This window comes from Haloarcula salinisoli (assembly GCF_019599405.1).
Lineage (GTDB): Archaea > Halobacteriota > Halobacteria > Halobacteriales > Haloarculaceae > Haloarcula > Haloarcula salinisoli.
The window spans coordinates 1,004,433-1,020,724 of the sequence record NZ_RKLQ01000001.1; the positions used below are offsets into that span (position 1 = coordinate 1,004,433).

15 protein-coding genes are annotated in these 16,292 nt (G+C 66.7%); 12 read left to right on the forward strand and 3 right to left on the reverse strand.

The features are described 5' to 3' along the window. Window positions 1–57 precede the first annotated feature (57 nt). The 4 genes from EGD98_RS05215 (at window position 58) to aglF (ending at window position 3,832) form a co-directional block, all read left to right on the forward strand. Window positions 58–1,806: a hypothetical protein gene (locus EGD98_RS05215; RefSeq protein ID WP_220587291.1), complete on the forward strand. Its 1,749-nt coding sequence runs from the start codon at window positions 58–60 to the stop codon at window positions 1,804–1,806. Between the two features lie 2 nt (window positions 1,807–1,808). Beyond that, window positions 1,809–2,009, forward strand: a complete 201-nt coding sequence (locus EGD98_RS05220; RefSeq protein WP_220587292.1) for a hypothetical protein — start codon at window positions 1,809–1,811, stop codon at window positions 2,007–2,009. A 66-nt stretch (window positions 2,010–2,075) separates the two neighbouring features. Next, window positions 2,076–2,948 (forward strand): 3-keto-5-aminohexanoate cleavage protein, encoded by an 873-nt coding sequence (locus EGD98_RS05225; RefSeq protein ID WP_220587293.1) that lies wholly within the window; start codon window positions 2,076–2,078, stop codon window positions 2,946–2,948. Window positions 2,949–3,040: 92 nt separating this feature from the next. Beyond that, window positions 3,041–3,832, forward strand: coding sequence for a UTP--glucose-1-phosphate uridylyltransferase AglF (gene aglF / locus EGD98_RS05230; protein WP_220587294.1), 792 nt, complete (start codon window positions 3,041–3,043; stop codon window positions 3,830–3,832). 55 nt (window positions 3,833–3,887) lie between these two features. Here aglF and EGD98_RS05235 read toward each other — a convergent pair whose 3' ends face one another. After that, window positions 3,888–4,829, reverse strand: coding sequence for a polysaccharide deacetylase family protein (locus EGD98_RS05235; protein WP_220587295.1), 942 nt, complete (start codon window positions 4,827–4,829; stop codon window positions 3,888–3,890). A gap of 225 nt (window positions 4,830–5,054) precedes the next feature. On the opposite strand from EGD98_RS05235, the gene EGD98_RS05240 reads away from it, so the two are divergent. The 8 genes from EGD98_RS05240 to EGD98_RS05275 all read left to right on the forward strand — a co-directional run bounded on the left by EGD98_RS05240 (window position 5,055) and on the right by EGD98_RS05275 (window position 13,988). Continuing rightward, the gene (locus EGD98_RS05240; protein ID WP_220587296.1) at window positions 5,055–5,636 is read left to right on the forward strand and encodes an acyltransferase; all 582 of its coding nucleotides are present in this window, start codon (window positions 5,055–5,057) and stop codon (window positions 5,634–5,636) included. 55 nt (window positions 5,637–5,691) lie between these two features. Then, a complete protein-coding gene (locus EGD98_RS05245; RefSeq protein WP_220587297.1) occupies window positions 5,692–6,729 on the forward strand; it encodes a DUF354 domain-containing protein in 1,038 nt (345 codons plus the stop codon). After that, window positions 6,726–7,619, forward strand: a complete 894-nt coding sequence (locus tag EGD98_RS05250; protein ID WP_220587298.1) for a polysaccharide deacetylase family protein — start codon at window positions 6,726–6,728, stop codon at window positions 7,617–7,619. Before EGD98_RS05245 ends, EGD98_RS05250 begins: the two co-directional genes overlap by 4 nt. Window positions 7,620–7,695: 76 nt before the next feature. Beyond that, the gene (locus EGD98_RS05255; protein ID WP_220587299.1) at window positions 7,696–8,697 is read left to right on the forward strand and encodes a GNAT family N-acetyltransferase; all 1,002 of its coding nucleotides are present in this window, start codon (window positions 7,696–7,698) and stop codon (window positions 8,695–8,697) included. 5 nt (window positions 8,698–8,702) lie between these two features. Continuing rightward, the gene (locus EGD98_RS05260) at window positions 8,703–9,647 is read left to right on the forward strand and encodes a glycosyltransferase (RefSeq protein ID WP_425433348.1); all 945 of its coding nucleotides are present in this window, start codon (window positions 8,703–8,705) and stop codon (window positions 9,645–9,647) included. A 105-nt stretch (window positions 9,648–9,752) separates the two neighbouring features. Continuing rightward, window positions 9,753–11,591: a hypothetical protein gene (locus tag EGD98_RS05265; protein ID WP_220587301.1), complete on the forward strand. Its 1,839-nt coding sequence runs from the start codon at window positions 9,753–9,755 to the stop codon at window positions 11,589–11,591. Next, complete coding sequence (locus EGD98_RS05270) at window positions 11,588–13,057, forward strand: flippase (protein ID WP_220587302.1); 1,470 nt, start codon at window positions 11,588–11,590, stop codon at window positions 13,055–13,057. Before EGD98_RS05265 ends, EGD98_RS05270 begins: the two co-directional genes overlap by 4 nt. A gap of 79 nt (window positions 13,058–13,136) precedes the next feature. Next, complete coding sequence (locus tag EGD98_RS05275; RefSeq protein ID WP_220587303.1) at window positions 13,137–13,988, forward strand: methionyl-tRNA formyltransferase; 852 nt, start codon at window positions 13,137–13,139, stop codon at window positions 13,986–13,988. Here the strand turns inward: EGD98_RS05275 and EGD98_RS05280 are convergent. Then, complete coding sequence (locus EGD98_RS05280) at window positions 13,985–14,989, reverse strand: Gfo/Idh/MocA family protein (protein WP_220587304.1); 1,005 nt, start codon at window positions 14,987–14,989, stop codon at window positions 13,985–13,987. The two genes, EGD98_RS05275 and EGD98_RS05280, sit on opposite strands and share 4 nt — an antisense overlap. After that, window positions 14,986–16,086: a DegT/DnrJ/EryC1/StrS family aminotransferase gene (locus EGD98_RS05285; protein ID WP_220587305.1), complete on the reverse strand. Its 1,101-nt coding sequence runs from the start codon at window positions 16,084–16,086 to the stop codon at window positions 14,986–14,988. Before EGD98_RS05285 ends, EGD98_RS05280 begins: the two co-directional genes overlap by 4 nt. Window positions 16,087–16,292 lie beyond the last annotated feature (206 nt).

The following is a 16,292-nucleotide window of genomic DNA, read 5'->3' on the forward strand; positions in this document are numbered from 1 at the left end:
ATACCTTACTGACAAGGTGGCCAGAACCTCTTTTCTGGTAGGATTATCCTGACCGGTATGGCAGGCAACCCTAAAGACGAGACGAACGGGAAAGCACAGTCTACCAGTCGACGAACGTTCATGCGCCTCGTCGGCGTCGGCGCGGCGGCCACAGCGGTCGGCACAGCCTCGACTGGCGGTGCCGTCGGGGCCGAAGACACCGTCGACCTCGGGGCGGAAGGGCTCCGTAACGGCGACCTAATCGACCCCTACCTCGAGGAATACTTCACCGACGGCAACGAGGTACAGATTCCGGCCGGGGAGTACGACTACACCGGCGATGGGCTGGGCGGGGACAAGGCCGACTGCGCGCTCGTCGGGTCGGCCGACGGCGTCACGTTCAACCGCCCGGAGGACCCGGAAGTCGAGGTCCGGCCGACTATCATGGCCACCGATGGGACGGTCCGCATCGAGAACATCACTATCCGCGGCAAACGCGGTGAGGCCCAGTCTCGCTGGCGTGTCGGTGCCGAGGAGGGCGCGACGATGGAAGTCGTCAACGTGAACGTCCCCGACGGCACCATCGACGGGTCGGACTCGACGGGGCTGTACGCGGGGACGGACCACGCCGGGACCCTCCACTGCAAGGCCTGTTACTTCGAACAGATGGGGAACGTCGCGATGTACGTCTCGGACGCCTACACCGGCGGGGACGGTCAAGTCGTGGTCGAGGACTGTGTCTTCCGCAACATCAACTCCTCGATGCTGCGCTTCGCGCCGACCGATAGCGTCGTCCGGGGCTGTTACTTCGAGGGGACAGAGGAACCGCCGTCGGACCACACCGGCGGCACGACGCTCCGAGGTATCAAGGTCGACGACGCCGGCACCGGCGCGCTCATCGAAGACTGTGACTTCTACTTCACGCGCGGGAGCAACCCCATCCGACTCCACTACCGCGGCGAGGACGGGTCGGGCACCATCCGTAACGTTCGCATCTACAACGACGGCGACAGCGATGCAATCCAGCAAGACTGGGACACGGAGGGGAGCTGGGCCGGCGAGGCAATCCACCTCACCGGTAGCGGGAACCTCGACGTCCCCGAGCACTTCGAGACGGTCACCGGCGACGGTGCAGAGGCGCCAAACACCGATTACAGTGTCTGGACCCCGGTCGATGGCGAGTCCAGCGGCGGCAGTGAAACCGACGCGGCGCCGGTCGACGGGTCAGCACCCCAGGCAAGCGACCTCGTCATCCGGGCGAGTCCGGACAATCCCGACACCAACTGTGACGTGACCTTCACCGCGACAGAGGAGATACAGTTCGGCGACGAGGCCGAGCCCGGCACCGACCGTATCACCGAGAACGACGACGGGAGCTACACGGCGACAAGCGTCGAGATGAACCCCGACGCGGTCGACTCGTATCTGGTCTCGGGGACCATCACGGCCTTCACGGTCACCGAGGGGTACGAGGTCAGCGTGACCCGCGACGGCGAGTCGGTGACCCTCGATGACCTGGTCGACGACCAGGACCGGGGGAACGGCGAGGACACCGGTCCCGCGTCGCTCCCGAATCGCATCGAAATCGACGGCACCGGCGACGCCGAGGAGAGCGCCTACTACGACTTCGCTGTCACTGGGAATCTCACGCTCGACGAGGGGCGGACTGTCGTCGGGAGCGGCGAGACGCTGTGGTTGACCGGCGATATCAGCGACGGGAAGGTAAGCGGCCACGTCCGCAACGGCGTGGACGCGTTCTTCTACAGTGGCACCCTGAAACGCATCGAAATCGACGGCGACGCCGACGTCAACGTCTTCCACGGGTGACTATGTTCTCGAATTCAGAGTGGGACCTGGTTCCCGAAGACCCCGACCCACACGAGAACCTCGGCTACGAACTCGAGGAGCTGACGGTCATCCGTTCCGAGACGAACGACCAGTACGTCTTCCTGCCGGCGGAGGAGTCACACCTGCTGGAGGAGGCGTTCATCGTCGCTACGGAGGACGCGCTCGTCGAACTGAAACAGTAGGAAACTGATAACTAACCCTGCGACCCGTCTCCTGTCAGGCACTCCGCCCCAGCGTCGGGCACTCCGATGACCTACCGTGAGTACATGCGCGGCGACGAGGTGACTCTCGGCGTCGCTCCGACCGGCTATCGCTACTCGACTGACGTGAACGACGCTCTCCCGGTCGAGCCCGAATCAGTCGCGACACAGGTGTACGAGTCGATGGCGCTCGGGGCCACTGTCACAGTCCTCCACGGTCGTGACGCCGACGGGAACCCCGACCCGACCCGTCTGCCCGCCTTCGGTCGGGCGGTCCGGGAGCTGTGTGGGGACGACGTCTTGCTCGAGTACGCCGCCGAACCGGACGCACCCCTCGGGGATTTCCTCGACGCGCTCGACGGGGAGCCGGCCCCCGACCTCGCCACCGTCCGGCTGGGTCCCACCCAGACGGGCTACCGGCGGGTTTCGGAGACGAGCCGCCGCGACACGGAGCAGTTGGTCGACGCGCTGACCGACCGGGGCATCACCCCGAACGTGCTCGTGACCGGCGGCGCCGACTGCCACGAACTCGCCCGGCTGCGCGAGCAGGCAGTCCTCCCCGACCCGCCCGTGGTGACGGTTCTGCTGGGTGCGCCCAGTGGCGCTGTCGGGACGCCGCTGTCCCTGCTTTCGGTCCTCGACGCGGTTCCCGACGGCGCACACGTCTTCGTCCGCGCGACCGGCCCCAACCAGTACCCGCTGACGACGCTCGCCTTCTTCATGGGTGCGCACCCGATGGTCGGCATGGCGGACAACCTCTTTTTCGACCCCGACACGCCGGTCGAGCGCAACGCCCAGCTCGTGCGGACGGTCGCCCAGCTGGCACAGCGTTCGCTGCGTTCGCTCGCCGATATCGGGGCTGCCAGCCGTCGCCTGACACTCCCCCCGGCCGTCGCCGAGGGGAACGACGTCGAAGCGTAAGGGCGACCAAGCCGTCAAAAGTGGTGTTAACGGCCACGAAACCGTCGAAGGCGGTGTATACCTTTCCTTGCGGGCATCGCGCTCCGGATACGATGGACGCAGTGATACTCGCGGCCGGACAGGGGACTCGACTCCGCCCACTCACCGACGACAAGCCAAAAGGGATGGTCGAAGTGGACGGCAAACCGATACTCACGCACTGTTTCGACCAGCTCATCGAGCTGGGCGCCGACGAGCTGTACGTCGTCGTGGGCTACAAGAAACAGAACATCATCAACTACTACGAGGACGAGTACCAGGGCGTCCCGATAACGTACACGCACCAGCGCGAACAGAACGGGCTGGCCCACGCCCTGCTGACGGTCGAGGAACACATCGACGACGACTTCATGCTGATGCTGGGGGACAACATCTTCCAGGCGAACCTCAGCGACGTGGTCAACCGCCAGCAGGAGCAGCGGGCCGACGCCGCCTTCCTCGTCGAGGAGGTCCCCTGGGACGAAGCCAGCCGCTACGGCGTCTGTGACACGAACAAGTACGGCGAGATAACGGAGGTCATCGAGAAGCCCGAGGAGCCGCCGTCGAACCTCGTGATGACCGGATTCTACACGTTCACGCCCGCTATCTTCCACGCCTGCCAGCTCGTCCAGCCCTCGAACCGGGGCGAGTACGAGATAAGCGACGCCATCGACCTGCTCTTGCACTCCGGGCGAACCATCGACGCCATCCGGATGAACGGCTGGCGAAACGACATCGGCTATCCCGAGGACCGCGACGAGGCCGAACGTCGGCTCCAGGATGAGACCGAGAAAGCCCAGACCGAGGAAGCCCAGACCGAGGAGGCTGCGGTCGAGGACGCCGCGTCCGTTCCGTCCTCGGAGTAACGGCGTCGCTTTTTTCGCTGTCGCGTTCGCGAGCGAGAGCCAACGCCGCGCCAGCCTACGCCGCAGTGACGTCTTCCGTGACCACGCGGTCCGCGACCGTCCGCATCGTCTCGACTGTGAGGTCGGTGTCGGCCCGCACATCGTCGATGTGGGCACAGATGGCCCGGAACCGCGCCAGGTCGGCCTCCGTCGTGAGGTTGTTCGGGTGGAGCCAGAGGTGACAGATACCCTCGCCCGCGGCTGCCGCGTCGACGCCGAGGCGGGCCTGTCTGACGACCGGGTCCCCGACCGTCGCCGAGAGCACCCGCCGGGCCGGGCCTTCGAATCCGAACAGGTACAGCGACGCGGGGATGTTCACCAGCCCGAACTCGTCGACGGTCGGTTCGACCAGCGGCGGCGGGTCCCGTACGACCGTCGCCTGGGCGAGCTTGCGAAGCGGCGCCGAGTAGGGGCCGTCGGCGGTTGTCTCCGGCTCCGTCCCGCGGTAACAGCGAAAGCCCGACTCGGCCAGTATCTCCCGGTGGCCGATACGGTTGCGGGGGAAGACAAACGAGTCCATCGTGATGCCCGCGGCCTCGGCAGCCTCGACGGCGCGGTCACACTCCGCGCGCGCGAGGTCCTCGGTGGCGTAGTCGGCGTCGAATTCGACGTGCGAGTAGGTGTGAGAGCCGATGTCGTGGCCGACGTCACTCTCGGCGAGATCGGCGAGTAAGTCCGGGGCGAAGCGGTACTGGTCGTCCATCGGGTCGTCGCCGCGCTCGTGGGCGAACCAGCCCGACGGCGAGGGATGGCCGACGTGGGCGCCGGCACAGTCGTCCTCGAAGAGATGCCCCACCACTGCCCAGGTGGCCGGGATATCGTGCTCCGCGAGCGTCTCGGCCAGTTGCTCCCACCCCCACCGCGAGCGCGCGATGCGGTCGGTCGGCCGTTCGTCGGCCGGGTAGTCGTGGAACCCCCAGCCAAGCTCTGCGTCGATAGAGATGACGACTGCTCCCATTTGTTCCCGAGTGACCCCGCCCCGTCTAAGTTATACCGCGCGATGATGGCGGCCCCCAACGGGTAGCACATTGCTACGCATATGCGCTCCAGCCGCGCTCGTCACAGGAACAGTATAACAAAGCAGTGAACTGTCGGAAATCCCGGACTGAGTTCAGATGACCGGTACGAATCATAGCCAGAACGGGCCAGTGACGGAGAACGCGCCACGCCGGGGGACCTACCAATGAGTAAGTGCCAGCTCGGTGATGGCTGTCGTATCGCGGAGTCGGCGGATATACTCCCGCCGGAGGGGGGCCAGTCGCCAGCGAGAATCGGGTCGGACTCCATCGTCCGCGCGGGGTCGGTCCTCTACCCGGACGTCGTCACCGGCAACCGGTTCCAGACCGGTCACCACGCCGTCGTCAGGGAGGAGACCACCGTCGGTCACGACTGTGTCGTCGGCTCACAGGTCGTCGTCGACGGCCAGAGCGACCTCGGTGACGGGGTGAGTCTCCAGACCGGCGCCTACGTGCCCGCCGAGACGACTATCGGTGACAGGGTGTTCCTCGGGCCGCGGGCCGTCCTGACGAACGACCCCTACCCGCTCCGACAGGGGGTCGACCTCGCGGGACCGACCCTCGAAGCCGACGTCACCGTCGGCGCGAACGCCACCGTGTTGCCGGGCGTGACCATCGGCGAACGCTCCTTCGTCGCCGCGGGAGCCGTCGTCACCGAGGACGTCCCGCCGTCGACGCTCGCGGTCGGCACGCCGGCGAAACACCGGCCCCTCCCGGAACCGCTCGCGGCCGGCAACGTGCATCGATGAGCGAACTCTCGTCGTACGCACCGCTCCCCAGTCCGGGGCCCACGACCCGGTAACGATGCGGGCCCACTTCGAGGTCGGCCATCCGGCCCACGTCCACCTGTTCAAGCACGCTATCCGCGAGCTGGAGGGGGCGGGCCACCGAACCCTCGTCACCGCCCGTGAGAAGGAGGTGACGACGGCGCTGCTGGACGCCTACGACATCGACTACGAGGTGCTCTCGACGCAGGGCGAGACGACCCCGGAGCTCCTGCTGGAGTGGGCGCTCCGGGAACTGCGGCTCATCCGGTCCATCCGACGGTTCGACTCGGACGTGGTCGTGAGTCACCTCAACCCGGTCGCGGCCCAGGCCGCCAGGGTCACACGCACGCCGAACGTGACCTTCACCGACGACGAGGTGGCGACCCGGTCGCTCTCGAAGGTCACCATCCCCTTTACCTCGCGGGTCTGCACGCCGGCGTGTTTCGAGATGGACTTCGGGACGAAACACCGCCGCTACGACGGCTATCACGAACTCGCGTACCTTCACCCCGACCGGTTCGAGCCCGACCCCGAACCGCTCCGTGCCCACGGCGTCGCCGTCGACGAGCCCTACTACGTGCTCCGCTTTGTCTCGTGGGCGGCCCACCACGACGTCGGCGAAACCGGCATCTCCAGGGCTGGCAAGCGCGAACTCGTCGACTACCTCGCAGAGCGGGGCCAGGTGTACATCACCAGCGAGTCCCCGCTGCCACGGGGCTTCGAGGCCCATCGGCTCCCGGTGCCACCCGAGCGCATCCACGACCTGCTGTACTACGCCGACGGCTACATCGGCGACTCACAGACGATGGCCATCGAGGCGGGTGTGCTGGGGACGCCCGCTATCCGGACGAACTCCTTCGTCGGGAACAAGGACCTCTCGACGTTCCGGGAGCTGGAATCCCACGGGCTCGTCTACAACCTCAACGAGGAGCGGGCGGCCATCGAGAAGCTGAAGGAGTTCGTCGAGGACCCCGACACCGCCGCCACGTGGAACCGCCGCCGGTCCCAGCTGCTGGCCGAGCGCGAGGACGTGACCGACGTGGTCGTCGAGGAGACGCTCGGAGCAGCTTCATGAGTGGGGAGTGGGTGCCGGAGGGTCACGAGTTTGCCCTCTGTCTCACCCACGACGTCGACCGGCCATACAAGACCTACCAGTCGCTGTTCTACGCGCTGACCCGCCGTGACCCGAGTCAGTTGCTCGACCTCACGCCGGGCCGGCGGCCCTACTGGACCTTCCCCGAACTGCTGGCCTTCGAGCGCGAACACGGCGTCAGGTCGGCCTTCTACGTCCTTGACGAGCAGTCGCTGTTCCGCGACCGCCCGCCCCGTGAGTGGCTGACGGCCGAGGGCTGGCAGCTGTACGCCGGCCGCTACGACATCGAGGACGCCCCGATTCGTGGCCTGCTCGGGACGCTGCGGCGGGGTGGCTGGGAGGTCGGTCTGCACGGCTCCTACGAGGCTGTCGACGACCGAGCGATGTTGCGCGAGGAGAAACGCCGGCTGGAAGCGGTGCTGGGCGAGTCGGTCCGGGGCGGGCGCCAGCACTACCTCCGGCTGGAACGGCCCGCGACCTGGGAGCACTACCGGGCTATCGGGCTCGACTACGACACGACCCTCGGGAGTCCCGACGAGTACGGCTTCGCCCACGGCTACCAGCCACTCCGGCCGTTCGACGACGAGTTCGTCGTCTTCCCCCTGACGGTGATGGAGGGCGCGCTGCCGGACCCTGGCGAGGATTTCGACCGCGCCTGGGCCGCAGTCGAGTCGCTGCTCGCGGAGGCCGCCGCGAACGACGCCGTGATGACGGTCCTCTGGCACCCGCGTCACTTCAGCCCCGACCACCCCGGCTACGGTCGTCTCTACCGCCGGCTCGTCACGACTGCGCTGGAGGCAGACGCCTGGGTCGGTCCCCCCGGCGAGCTGTACTCGCTGTGTGCGTCGACGGCGGTCGCCGCGGACGACTGAGCGACCTACTGGGACCCCACGCAGCATAAGCTCCCGATACTCAAGCCGGTACCGGCGGGAGGGTCGTCTGAGCTATATGCGCGTCGAAAGACTGTCACTTTCGGAGTGGGCCGAGACCCTTCCGGACTCGGGGTACGAGGTGTTTCACACACCGCCGGCGCTGTCGGCGATTGACCGCCACGCCAGCGGCGAGTTGCAGCTCTACGGCGGCTTCAAGGGTGAGCAGCCGGTGGGATTGTTGCCGGTCGTCGAGGGGAACCGGCCCGTCGGTCGCACCATCATGTCGCCACCGCCGGCGATGAACATCCCGCGGTTGGGGCCAATCGTGATGCCGACCAGCCCGAAACAGCGCAAGCGCGAAGGGGTCAACAAGACGTTCGTCGAGGAGGTCCTGGCGGAGCTTGGGACCGACGGCCCGCTGTCACTGGTGCGGCTGATAACCGGGCTGGGATACGACGACCCGCGACCGTTCCACTGGGCCGACTTCGACCTCACGACGCGATACACCTACGTCGTAGACCTCGAAGACACCGACCCCGACAGCGTCCTCAAATCCTTCAGCAAGAGCCTCCGCCGGGACGTCACGAACGCCCGCGAGAGCGACGTGACCGTCGCGGTCGAGGGTCACGACGCGACCCGGACGGTGTTCGAACGCACCAGGGACCGCTACGCCGAGCAGGACCGCGGGTTCCCGCTGTCCTGGCGGTACGTCAGCGACCTCGTCGCGGGACTGGACGACCGGGCCCGGACCTACGTGGCCCGCGACGCCGACGGCGAACTCCTCTCGGGCGTGACGGCGCTGTTCGGGCCCGACACGGCGTACTTCTGGCAGGGCGGGACGCGGGCTGAGTGCGACGTGGCCGTCAACAGCCTGCTCCACTGGCGAATCATCGAGGACGTACTCTCCGACCCCGAACTCGACTCGGTCACCGGCTACGACCTGATGGGCGCAAACACCGAGCGCCTCTGTGACTACAAGGGCAAGTTCGCGGGCGACCTGGTGCCCTACTACGAGGTCGAGACCGACAGCCCGGCGATGAACCTGGCCAAGACCGCTTTCAGCGCGGTGAAGCGATGACTGGCCTGCGCGTCCTCAACCTCGTCACCAACGCCCAGTCCCAGTTCTTCCGGGCCCAGGTCGCCGAACTGGAGCGGCGCGGGGTCGAGATGACGACGCTGTCGGTGCCCGGTGAGAACCACTCCCAGTCGGTCGACGCGGGGACCGAGGGGAGTCGCTCGGTCTGGGACTACGCCCGGTTCTACCCCTCGGTTCTTTCCCAGTCGCTGGGCGGCTACGACCTCGTCCACGCGAACTACGGCCTCACCGCACCGATGGCTATCGCCCAGCCGCGCCTGCCGGTGGTGCTCTCGCTGTGGGGGTCGGACCTCATGGGTCGATACGGACCGGTGACGAAACGACTCGCACCGCTGTGTGACGCAGTCGTCGTCATGTCCCAGGGGATGGCCGACGTCTACGGCGGCGACTGCCGCGTCATCCCTCACGGCGTCGATCTGGACATGTTCGAGCCGATGGACCGTGACGGCGCCCGCGAGGAAGTCGGCTGGCCGACCGACGAGCGCATCGTCCTCTTTCCGTACCCGCCCAAACGCGAGGTGAAGAACCACCCTCGCGCTCGGGCCATCGTCGACCGCGTCGCCGCCCGACTCGACCTGCCGGTGTCGATGCGGACCGCGACGGATATCCCACACGAACGGATGTCCTACTACCTCAACGCCGCCGACGCCCTGCTGTTGACCTCCCATCGCGAGGGGTCGCCCAACACGGTCAAGGAGGCACTCGCCTGCAACCTCCCCGTGGTCGCGACCGACGTCGGCGACGTCGCCCGGCGCCTCGACGGGGTCGAGCCCAGCACTGTCAGCGACGACGACGACGAACTCGTCACGGGGCTGGCCGAGATACTCCGGAGCGGCGACCGCTCCAACGGCCGCGAGCACGCCACCGAAATCGGCGTCGAACGGATGGGGGCGCGGCTCCTCTCGGTCTACGAGTCGGTGGCCACCTCCTGAGACCGTGACGGAGATGTCCGCTAGAAACCCCCGGACGACGAAACAGTCCCATACCGCCCACAACCCGCCAATAACAATGCCCGACGACCGACCAGCAAGGCGCAGATGGCCGTAACATCTCAGCGTCGACGGCGCCAGGTCGCCGCCCTCCTCGTCGGCTATGTCACGTACACGGTCGGTCTCGTCGTCGCCGCCGGCTCCCAGCCCACGGGCTACGAGATATCTATCTACCGGGCCACGCCGGTCCTGTTCTGGCTCGGCAGCGCTATTGCGCTTCTGGCGGCTATCGCCGTCGGATTACGCGCGTCCGCGACGACGCTCCGGAGCCGCCTCGCCATGCTGCTCGGTTCCCTCGTGGGAATCAGCGTCGCGATACTGCCGATTATCCGGGATTACTACTACAACGGCTCCGGTGACGCCCTCTCCTATCTCGGCTGGACGCGGCTGATTGCCGAGGGGTCGCTGAACCCGGCGAACTTCCTCTATCCCGGTATCAACACCATCGCGGTCGTGCTGACACGCGTCACAGGCCTCCCCCCGCGGCGGACCCTCCAGTTGGTCGTCCCCATCTTCATGACGATGTACATCCTCTTTACCGCCCTCTGTGTGACACGGATCGCGGCTCGTTCGAAGGGCGCCGCCGTCGGGACGTTCTTCGCGCTTCTGTTCTTGCCAATCAACAACATCCACACCTACATCTTCCCGTATCCCACCACCGCCGCCATCTACTTCACCCCCTTCGCGGTGTATCTGCTCTTGCGCTACGTCGGCGAGCGGGAGACGCTGGCCACGGTCCGGGGCTACGACGTCGCCACGCCGCTTGGCGTCCTGTTGACCCTCGCCGGCATCGCGGCGATTCTCGTCCACCCACAGTCCGGCTCGAACGTCCTGCTACTCATCGGCGCCGGCTTCGGCCTGCAACTGCTCGCGCGGCTCTACAGCCGGTACCGGGAGACGGACCGGCTGACCGACCACCGGTCGCTGGCGCCACAGACAGCGCTCGTCGGACTCTTTTTCGCCCTCTGGATTCCCCGCTTTGGCCGGGCCACCGGGACCGTAAGCGCCGTGGTCAACGGGCTGCTGTACGGCGCCAACCCCGGCGACGAGATATCCACGGTCAGCACCTCGCTGTCGACGCTTGGCAGCGGTATCGGCGAGCTGTTTGCCAAGATATTCCTCGTCAGTGCCGCCCTGAGCGCGGTCGCCGGCGTCGTGATGCTCCTGGCCGTCACCGGCAAGCTAGACGACCGCTTCCCCGACCGCAACACATTGTTGCGGTACGTCACCTTCGGCTTCGTCCCCGTCTTCGTCCTGTTCGGGCTGTTCTACATCACGAGCGTCACCCGCCAGCCGTTCCGCTACCTCGGCTTCATGATGGTGTTCGTGACCGTGCTGGTCGCTGTCGCCGTTACCGACGGCATCCCGTTTTCCCCCTCCCTGTCGGCGAAACACTGGCAGGCAGCCGTCGCAGTCGCTCTCGTCTTCCTGCTGGTTCCCCAGGCCATGATACTCCACCAGTCGCCGTATATGTACAAGGACTCCGACCACGTCCCCGAGACGTACTACGAGGGGTACACCACCTCCTTCGACCAGCGCGACCCCGAGGTGTACTTCGCCGGCCCGCGCGGGGGACCGCGCCGCTACGTCGACGCCTACTACGGGACGACCGGGACCGACGTGACGCCCGGGGGGAAAGAGTTCCCCGGCAAGGAGGCGATGATACCCTTCTCGGTCTTCGGCAACAACACGACACAGTACTACTCCCGGTGTCGGTACGTGCCGCTGACGTCGAGCGACTATCAGCGCGAAGTCGGGCTCTACGACGGGTTCAGATACTCGGCGGCGGCGTTCCGCTCGTTCCGGCAGAACCCCGACGTCTCGCGGGTCCAGACCAACGGTGACTACCGGCTCTACTACGTCCGCGGGGACGAGTGTAGCCGATGAATCTGACCGACCGCATCGCGGCCGGATTCAAGGTGACGATGGCCGCGCGGGTGATCCACGCGGCGACCAACGGCCTGTTGCTCCTCGTACTGACGCGGTACCTGCTCGAACCCGACCAGTACGGCCTGCTGTACTTCGCCATCTCGGTCGTCGGTATCGCCGAACTGTTCGGCACGCTCGGCGTCCCGAACGCCACGGCCCGCTACGTCAACGAGTACGCCGAGCGTGACGAGACGCAGGTCCGATACATCATCCGGTGGTCACTCGCCATCATCCTGACCGTCGCCGTCACCGTCTCCGTGGTCGTCTCGCTGGCCGGCGCCGAACTGGCGCGGCTCCTGGGTCGCCCGGCGGTCGCGCCGGTCTTGACCGTCGGCGGGCTCTACATCGGCGGCCGGTCGCTGTTTGGCTACCTGAAATCCGTCTTCCAGGCGTTCAACCGCGTCGACTACAGCGCCGCCGTGACCGTCATCAACAGCACCACGAGGCTTATCATCACGACGGGGCTGGTCGTGGCCGGCTACGGCGTCACCGGGGCGATGGGTGGCTACGTCGTGGGCTTTCTCGCTTCGGTCGCCTTCGGGCTGGTGGCGCTGTACACGCAGTTTTACCGCTCGCTCCCGCCGACCGACCAGCCCGAGAGCGACCTGCGGGGCCGTATCGCGCGCTACAGCGTCCCCACCGCCGCGACGCGGGCCAGCGTCGTCGTCGACAGCAAGTTAGACACCGTCCTCGTCGGCGTGCTGGCGACGCCGGTCGCCGTCGGCTTCTACACCCTGGCCCGCCAGATAGCCGACCTCTGTATCGCGCCGGCCTCGTCGCTTGGCTTCACCATCACGCCCACCCTGGGCGAGCAGTCCGCCGCCGAGAACCCCGGTGTCGCGGGCCGCATCTACCTCGAGTCGCTGCGGAACGTCCTCCTGCTGTACGTGCCGGCGGCTGCCGGGCTCGTCATCGTGGCCGAACCGGCCGTCACGTACGTCGTCGGTGAGGAGTATCTCGGGGCTGTCGTGCTGATACAGCTCTATGCCTTCTTCGTCATCGTCAGAGCCATCCACAAGATAACCGGGTCGGCACTGGACTACCTCGGGCTGGCCCGCGTGCGGGCCATCGCCCGCGCCACGAGCGCGGCGGGCAACGTCCTGTTGAATCTGTTGTTGATTCCACCGCTGGGCGCGCTGGGGGCCGGCATCGCCACGGTCATCACCTACAGCGCCTACACCGGCGTCAACGTCTACTACATCCACCGCGAACTGGAGTTCGACCTCGGTGAACTCGCCAGCGACCTGGCCAGAGTCGCCGTCGTCGCGCTGGTCATGGCTGGTGTCGTGCTCTCGGTGTTGCCCTACGTCACCGGGCCGTTCTCGCTGGCCGCCGTCGTCGCCACCGGTGGGGCGGTCTGGGCGACCCTCTCCGTGGCCAGCGGGCTGGTCGAACCCAGCACGGTCATCTCGTTTATTACCTGACCGTCCCGGCCGTATTCTCAGGGGCCGCGGCCCGGTCAAGCGCTGCATAACTACAGTGGCTGTTCCGGAAGGAGTCGGTATGCCATCGGTCGCATTCTTCGGGAGCCATCCGCTCGGTGAGCGCTGCCTGGACGAACTGACCGGCCACGACGCCTTCGACGTCGAGCTGGTCGTCACCTACGGGCCCGACGAGGACACCTGGTGGGACGGCTGTCTGTACGACCGCGCCCAGCAGCTGGGCCATCGGGTCCGAACCCGAGCCGACGAACGGGAGGTGCTCGACTACGACGTGGACTACCTCGTCAGCGTCTACTACCCCAACATACTCGGCGAGGAACTGCTCGACCACCCGACCGTCGCGCCGCTGAACCTCCATCAGGCCGAACTGCCCCGCTATCGCGGGAGCAACGTCTTCTCCCATGCCATCATGAACGCCCGCGACGACGACCACTGGCGCTACGGGACCACGCTGCACGTGATGGCGCCGGAGGTCGACGCCGGTGACATCGTCGCCCGCCGGTTCGTCCCCATCGAGGAGACCGACACCGCCCGGACCCTGTACGACCGCGTCACCGAGGCCTCCGTCGACCTGTTCCGCGAACAGCTCACGACGCTCCGGGACGGGGCCGTCCACCGGGTCGCGACGCCACAGTCGGCGTACAACGGCGAGCGGTACTTCTACACCAAGGAGAGTCTCGACGGCGAGAAGGCGATCCCGGTCGAGCGGCTGGCCGACGACGACGAGGCCACCCAGCTGGCGGTGTACGACAAGATTCGAGCACTGGATTTCCCGCCGTTCGAGCCGGCCTACACGGAGCTTTCCGGGCGGCGACTCTACCTGACGGCGACGAACTACGACGACCTCTTCGGGGGTGCGACGGTACCGAACTTCGGCGTCGAAGACGACCCCGTCGCGGCCACGCAGGACTAGAACTGCGTCACGGTGTCGGGCTGCTTGACGGGCACGACGCTCTTCTTGCGGGCGGACTCCTCGGCGTACTCCAGGGTCTCGACGGCGCGGGCACCGACGGCGCCGTCGGCGCGTGGCTGTTCGCCCGCTCGGCTGGCTTCGACGAAGGACTGGACCTCGACTTTCAGCGGTTCGCGGTCGTCTGTGCTGTGTGAGATTGCGCCGTCGTTTCTCGACTTGAGCCCGTCGTCCGGGTCGGAGAACACCTCGGCGTCGAACAGTTCGAGCTTCGTGTTCTCCAGATAGTCGACGTACGCCGACCGGTTGGAGCCGACGACGACGAGGTCACGTTTCTTGTCGAAGACGGGCACCTGCCAGGAGGAGTTGATGACGCCGCTGGTGTCGCCGTACTGCAGCGTGATAGTCGCCGTCTCGACGATGTTCTCCCGGACGAACGAGTCGAGCTGCCCGTGGACGGTGTCGGGTCGTCGGCCCAGCAGGTAGTCGTAGATGTCCACGTCGTGGACCGCAAGCGAGTAGAGCACGCCCGTCGTCGTCCGGGGCACCCGAAACGAGAAGCGACGGGTCTGGAGGTACTTGATTCGCCCCAGCTCCCCGCGGTCGATGCGCCGTTTCAGCGCGACCAGCGCCGGGTGGTAGCGGAAGATATGCCCCACGCCGAGCGTACAATCGTTGTCGTCGGCGGCCTCGACGATGTCCCAGGCGTCGGCCGAGGTCAGCGCCAGCGGTTTCTCGACGAGCAGGTCGATGTCCCGCTCCAGCAGCGACAGCGCGACCGTCCGGTGGGTCGTCGACGGGGTGGCGACGGTCGCCGCGTCGACGTCGAGATTCCCGACGTCCGTCTCGTAGGGCAGACCGTACGTCTCTGCGAGTTTCGAGGCGCGGCTCTCGTCCGTATCACACAGCACCACCTCGTCGAGTTCCCCGTCGTCCATGAGCTCCTTCGCGACCCGGACGTGGTTTTTCCCCCAGTAGCCGGTGCCGACGACGCCGTATCTCATCGGTAGAACCTCCGGACTTCGTCCGCGACGCGGTCGATTTCGTCGTCGGTGATGCGCGGGTGCATCGGCAGGGAGACGATGCGGTCACAGAGTCGCTCGGTCTCCGGCAGCGAGGGAACCTCCGCCAGGTACTCGCCCATTGCCGGGGTGAGATGGACGGGCGGGTCGTAGTGGATGCCCGTGTCGATACCCTGCTCGTCGAGGTGTGTACGGAGGGCCTCGCGCTCGGGGACCTGGACGACGAAGAGGTGGTAGACGTGGGTCGCGTTGTCGCGCTCCGTCGGCAACACCACTTCATCGAGGTCGGCCAGCCGCTCGTGATAGCGGTCGGCGGCCGCGGCGCGGTCGGCGTTCCAGTCGGCCAGATGTGAGAGCTGTTCGAGCCCGACGGCCGCGCTCACCTCGTCCATCCGGTGGTTCAAGCCGAGTCGCACGTGGTTCCCGTCCTCGTCACGGCCGTGGTTGCGGAGTTCTCTCGCCGTGCTCGCGAGGTCGGCGTCGTCGGTGACGAGCATCCCCCCGTCGCCGGCGACGGTCATGTTCTTCGACGGGTAGAAGCTGAAACAGCCGGCGGTGCCGAGCCCGCCGACCGGGTCGCCCCGGTAGGTGGCGCCGTGGGCCTGACAGCTGTCCTCGAACACGTCGAGGTCGTACTGGTCGGCGATGGTCGTAATCGGCCCCATCGCTGCAGGTTGGCCATAGAGGTGGACCGGCGCGACGGCGGCCGCGTCGTCGTGGGCCGCGGCCTTCTTCGCGAGGTCCGTCTCGTCGATGGTGTACGTCTCCGGGTCGACGTCGACGAACACCGGCTCCGCTCCGAGTTCGACGACCGGGCTGACCGTCGCAAAGAACGTGTGTCCGGGGACGAGTACCGTATCGCCCTCCCCGATACCTGCCGCCTTCATTGCGAGGTACAGCGCCGCTGTGCCGCTGCTGACGCCGACGGCGTGGTCGGTGTCGCAGGTGTCGGCGAACTGTGCTTCCAGCGCTTCGACGCGGGGCCCTTTGACGTATCGCCGCGTCTCCAGCACCTCCGTCGCCCGGTCGACGATGTCGTCGTCGACGTAGACGTCTGTAAACGGGACCTGTTCGGTCATCAGCGTCGGCTAGCGTTGACCGACCTATTGTTATACTGACCGTTCGTACTGAGGGAGAAAATTGCGGAACACTTCGGTTCAGAAAGGTGTTTGAAACCGGCCGCAATAGTTCGCGAGCTCGTCGGGTAATAGTCGGGGAAGCCGCGCTTATGATGTGGCAGCGAGAGGCTATGTTGTCCCCTTATTTCACAAAATAACACGTATCT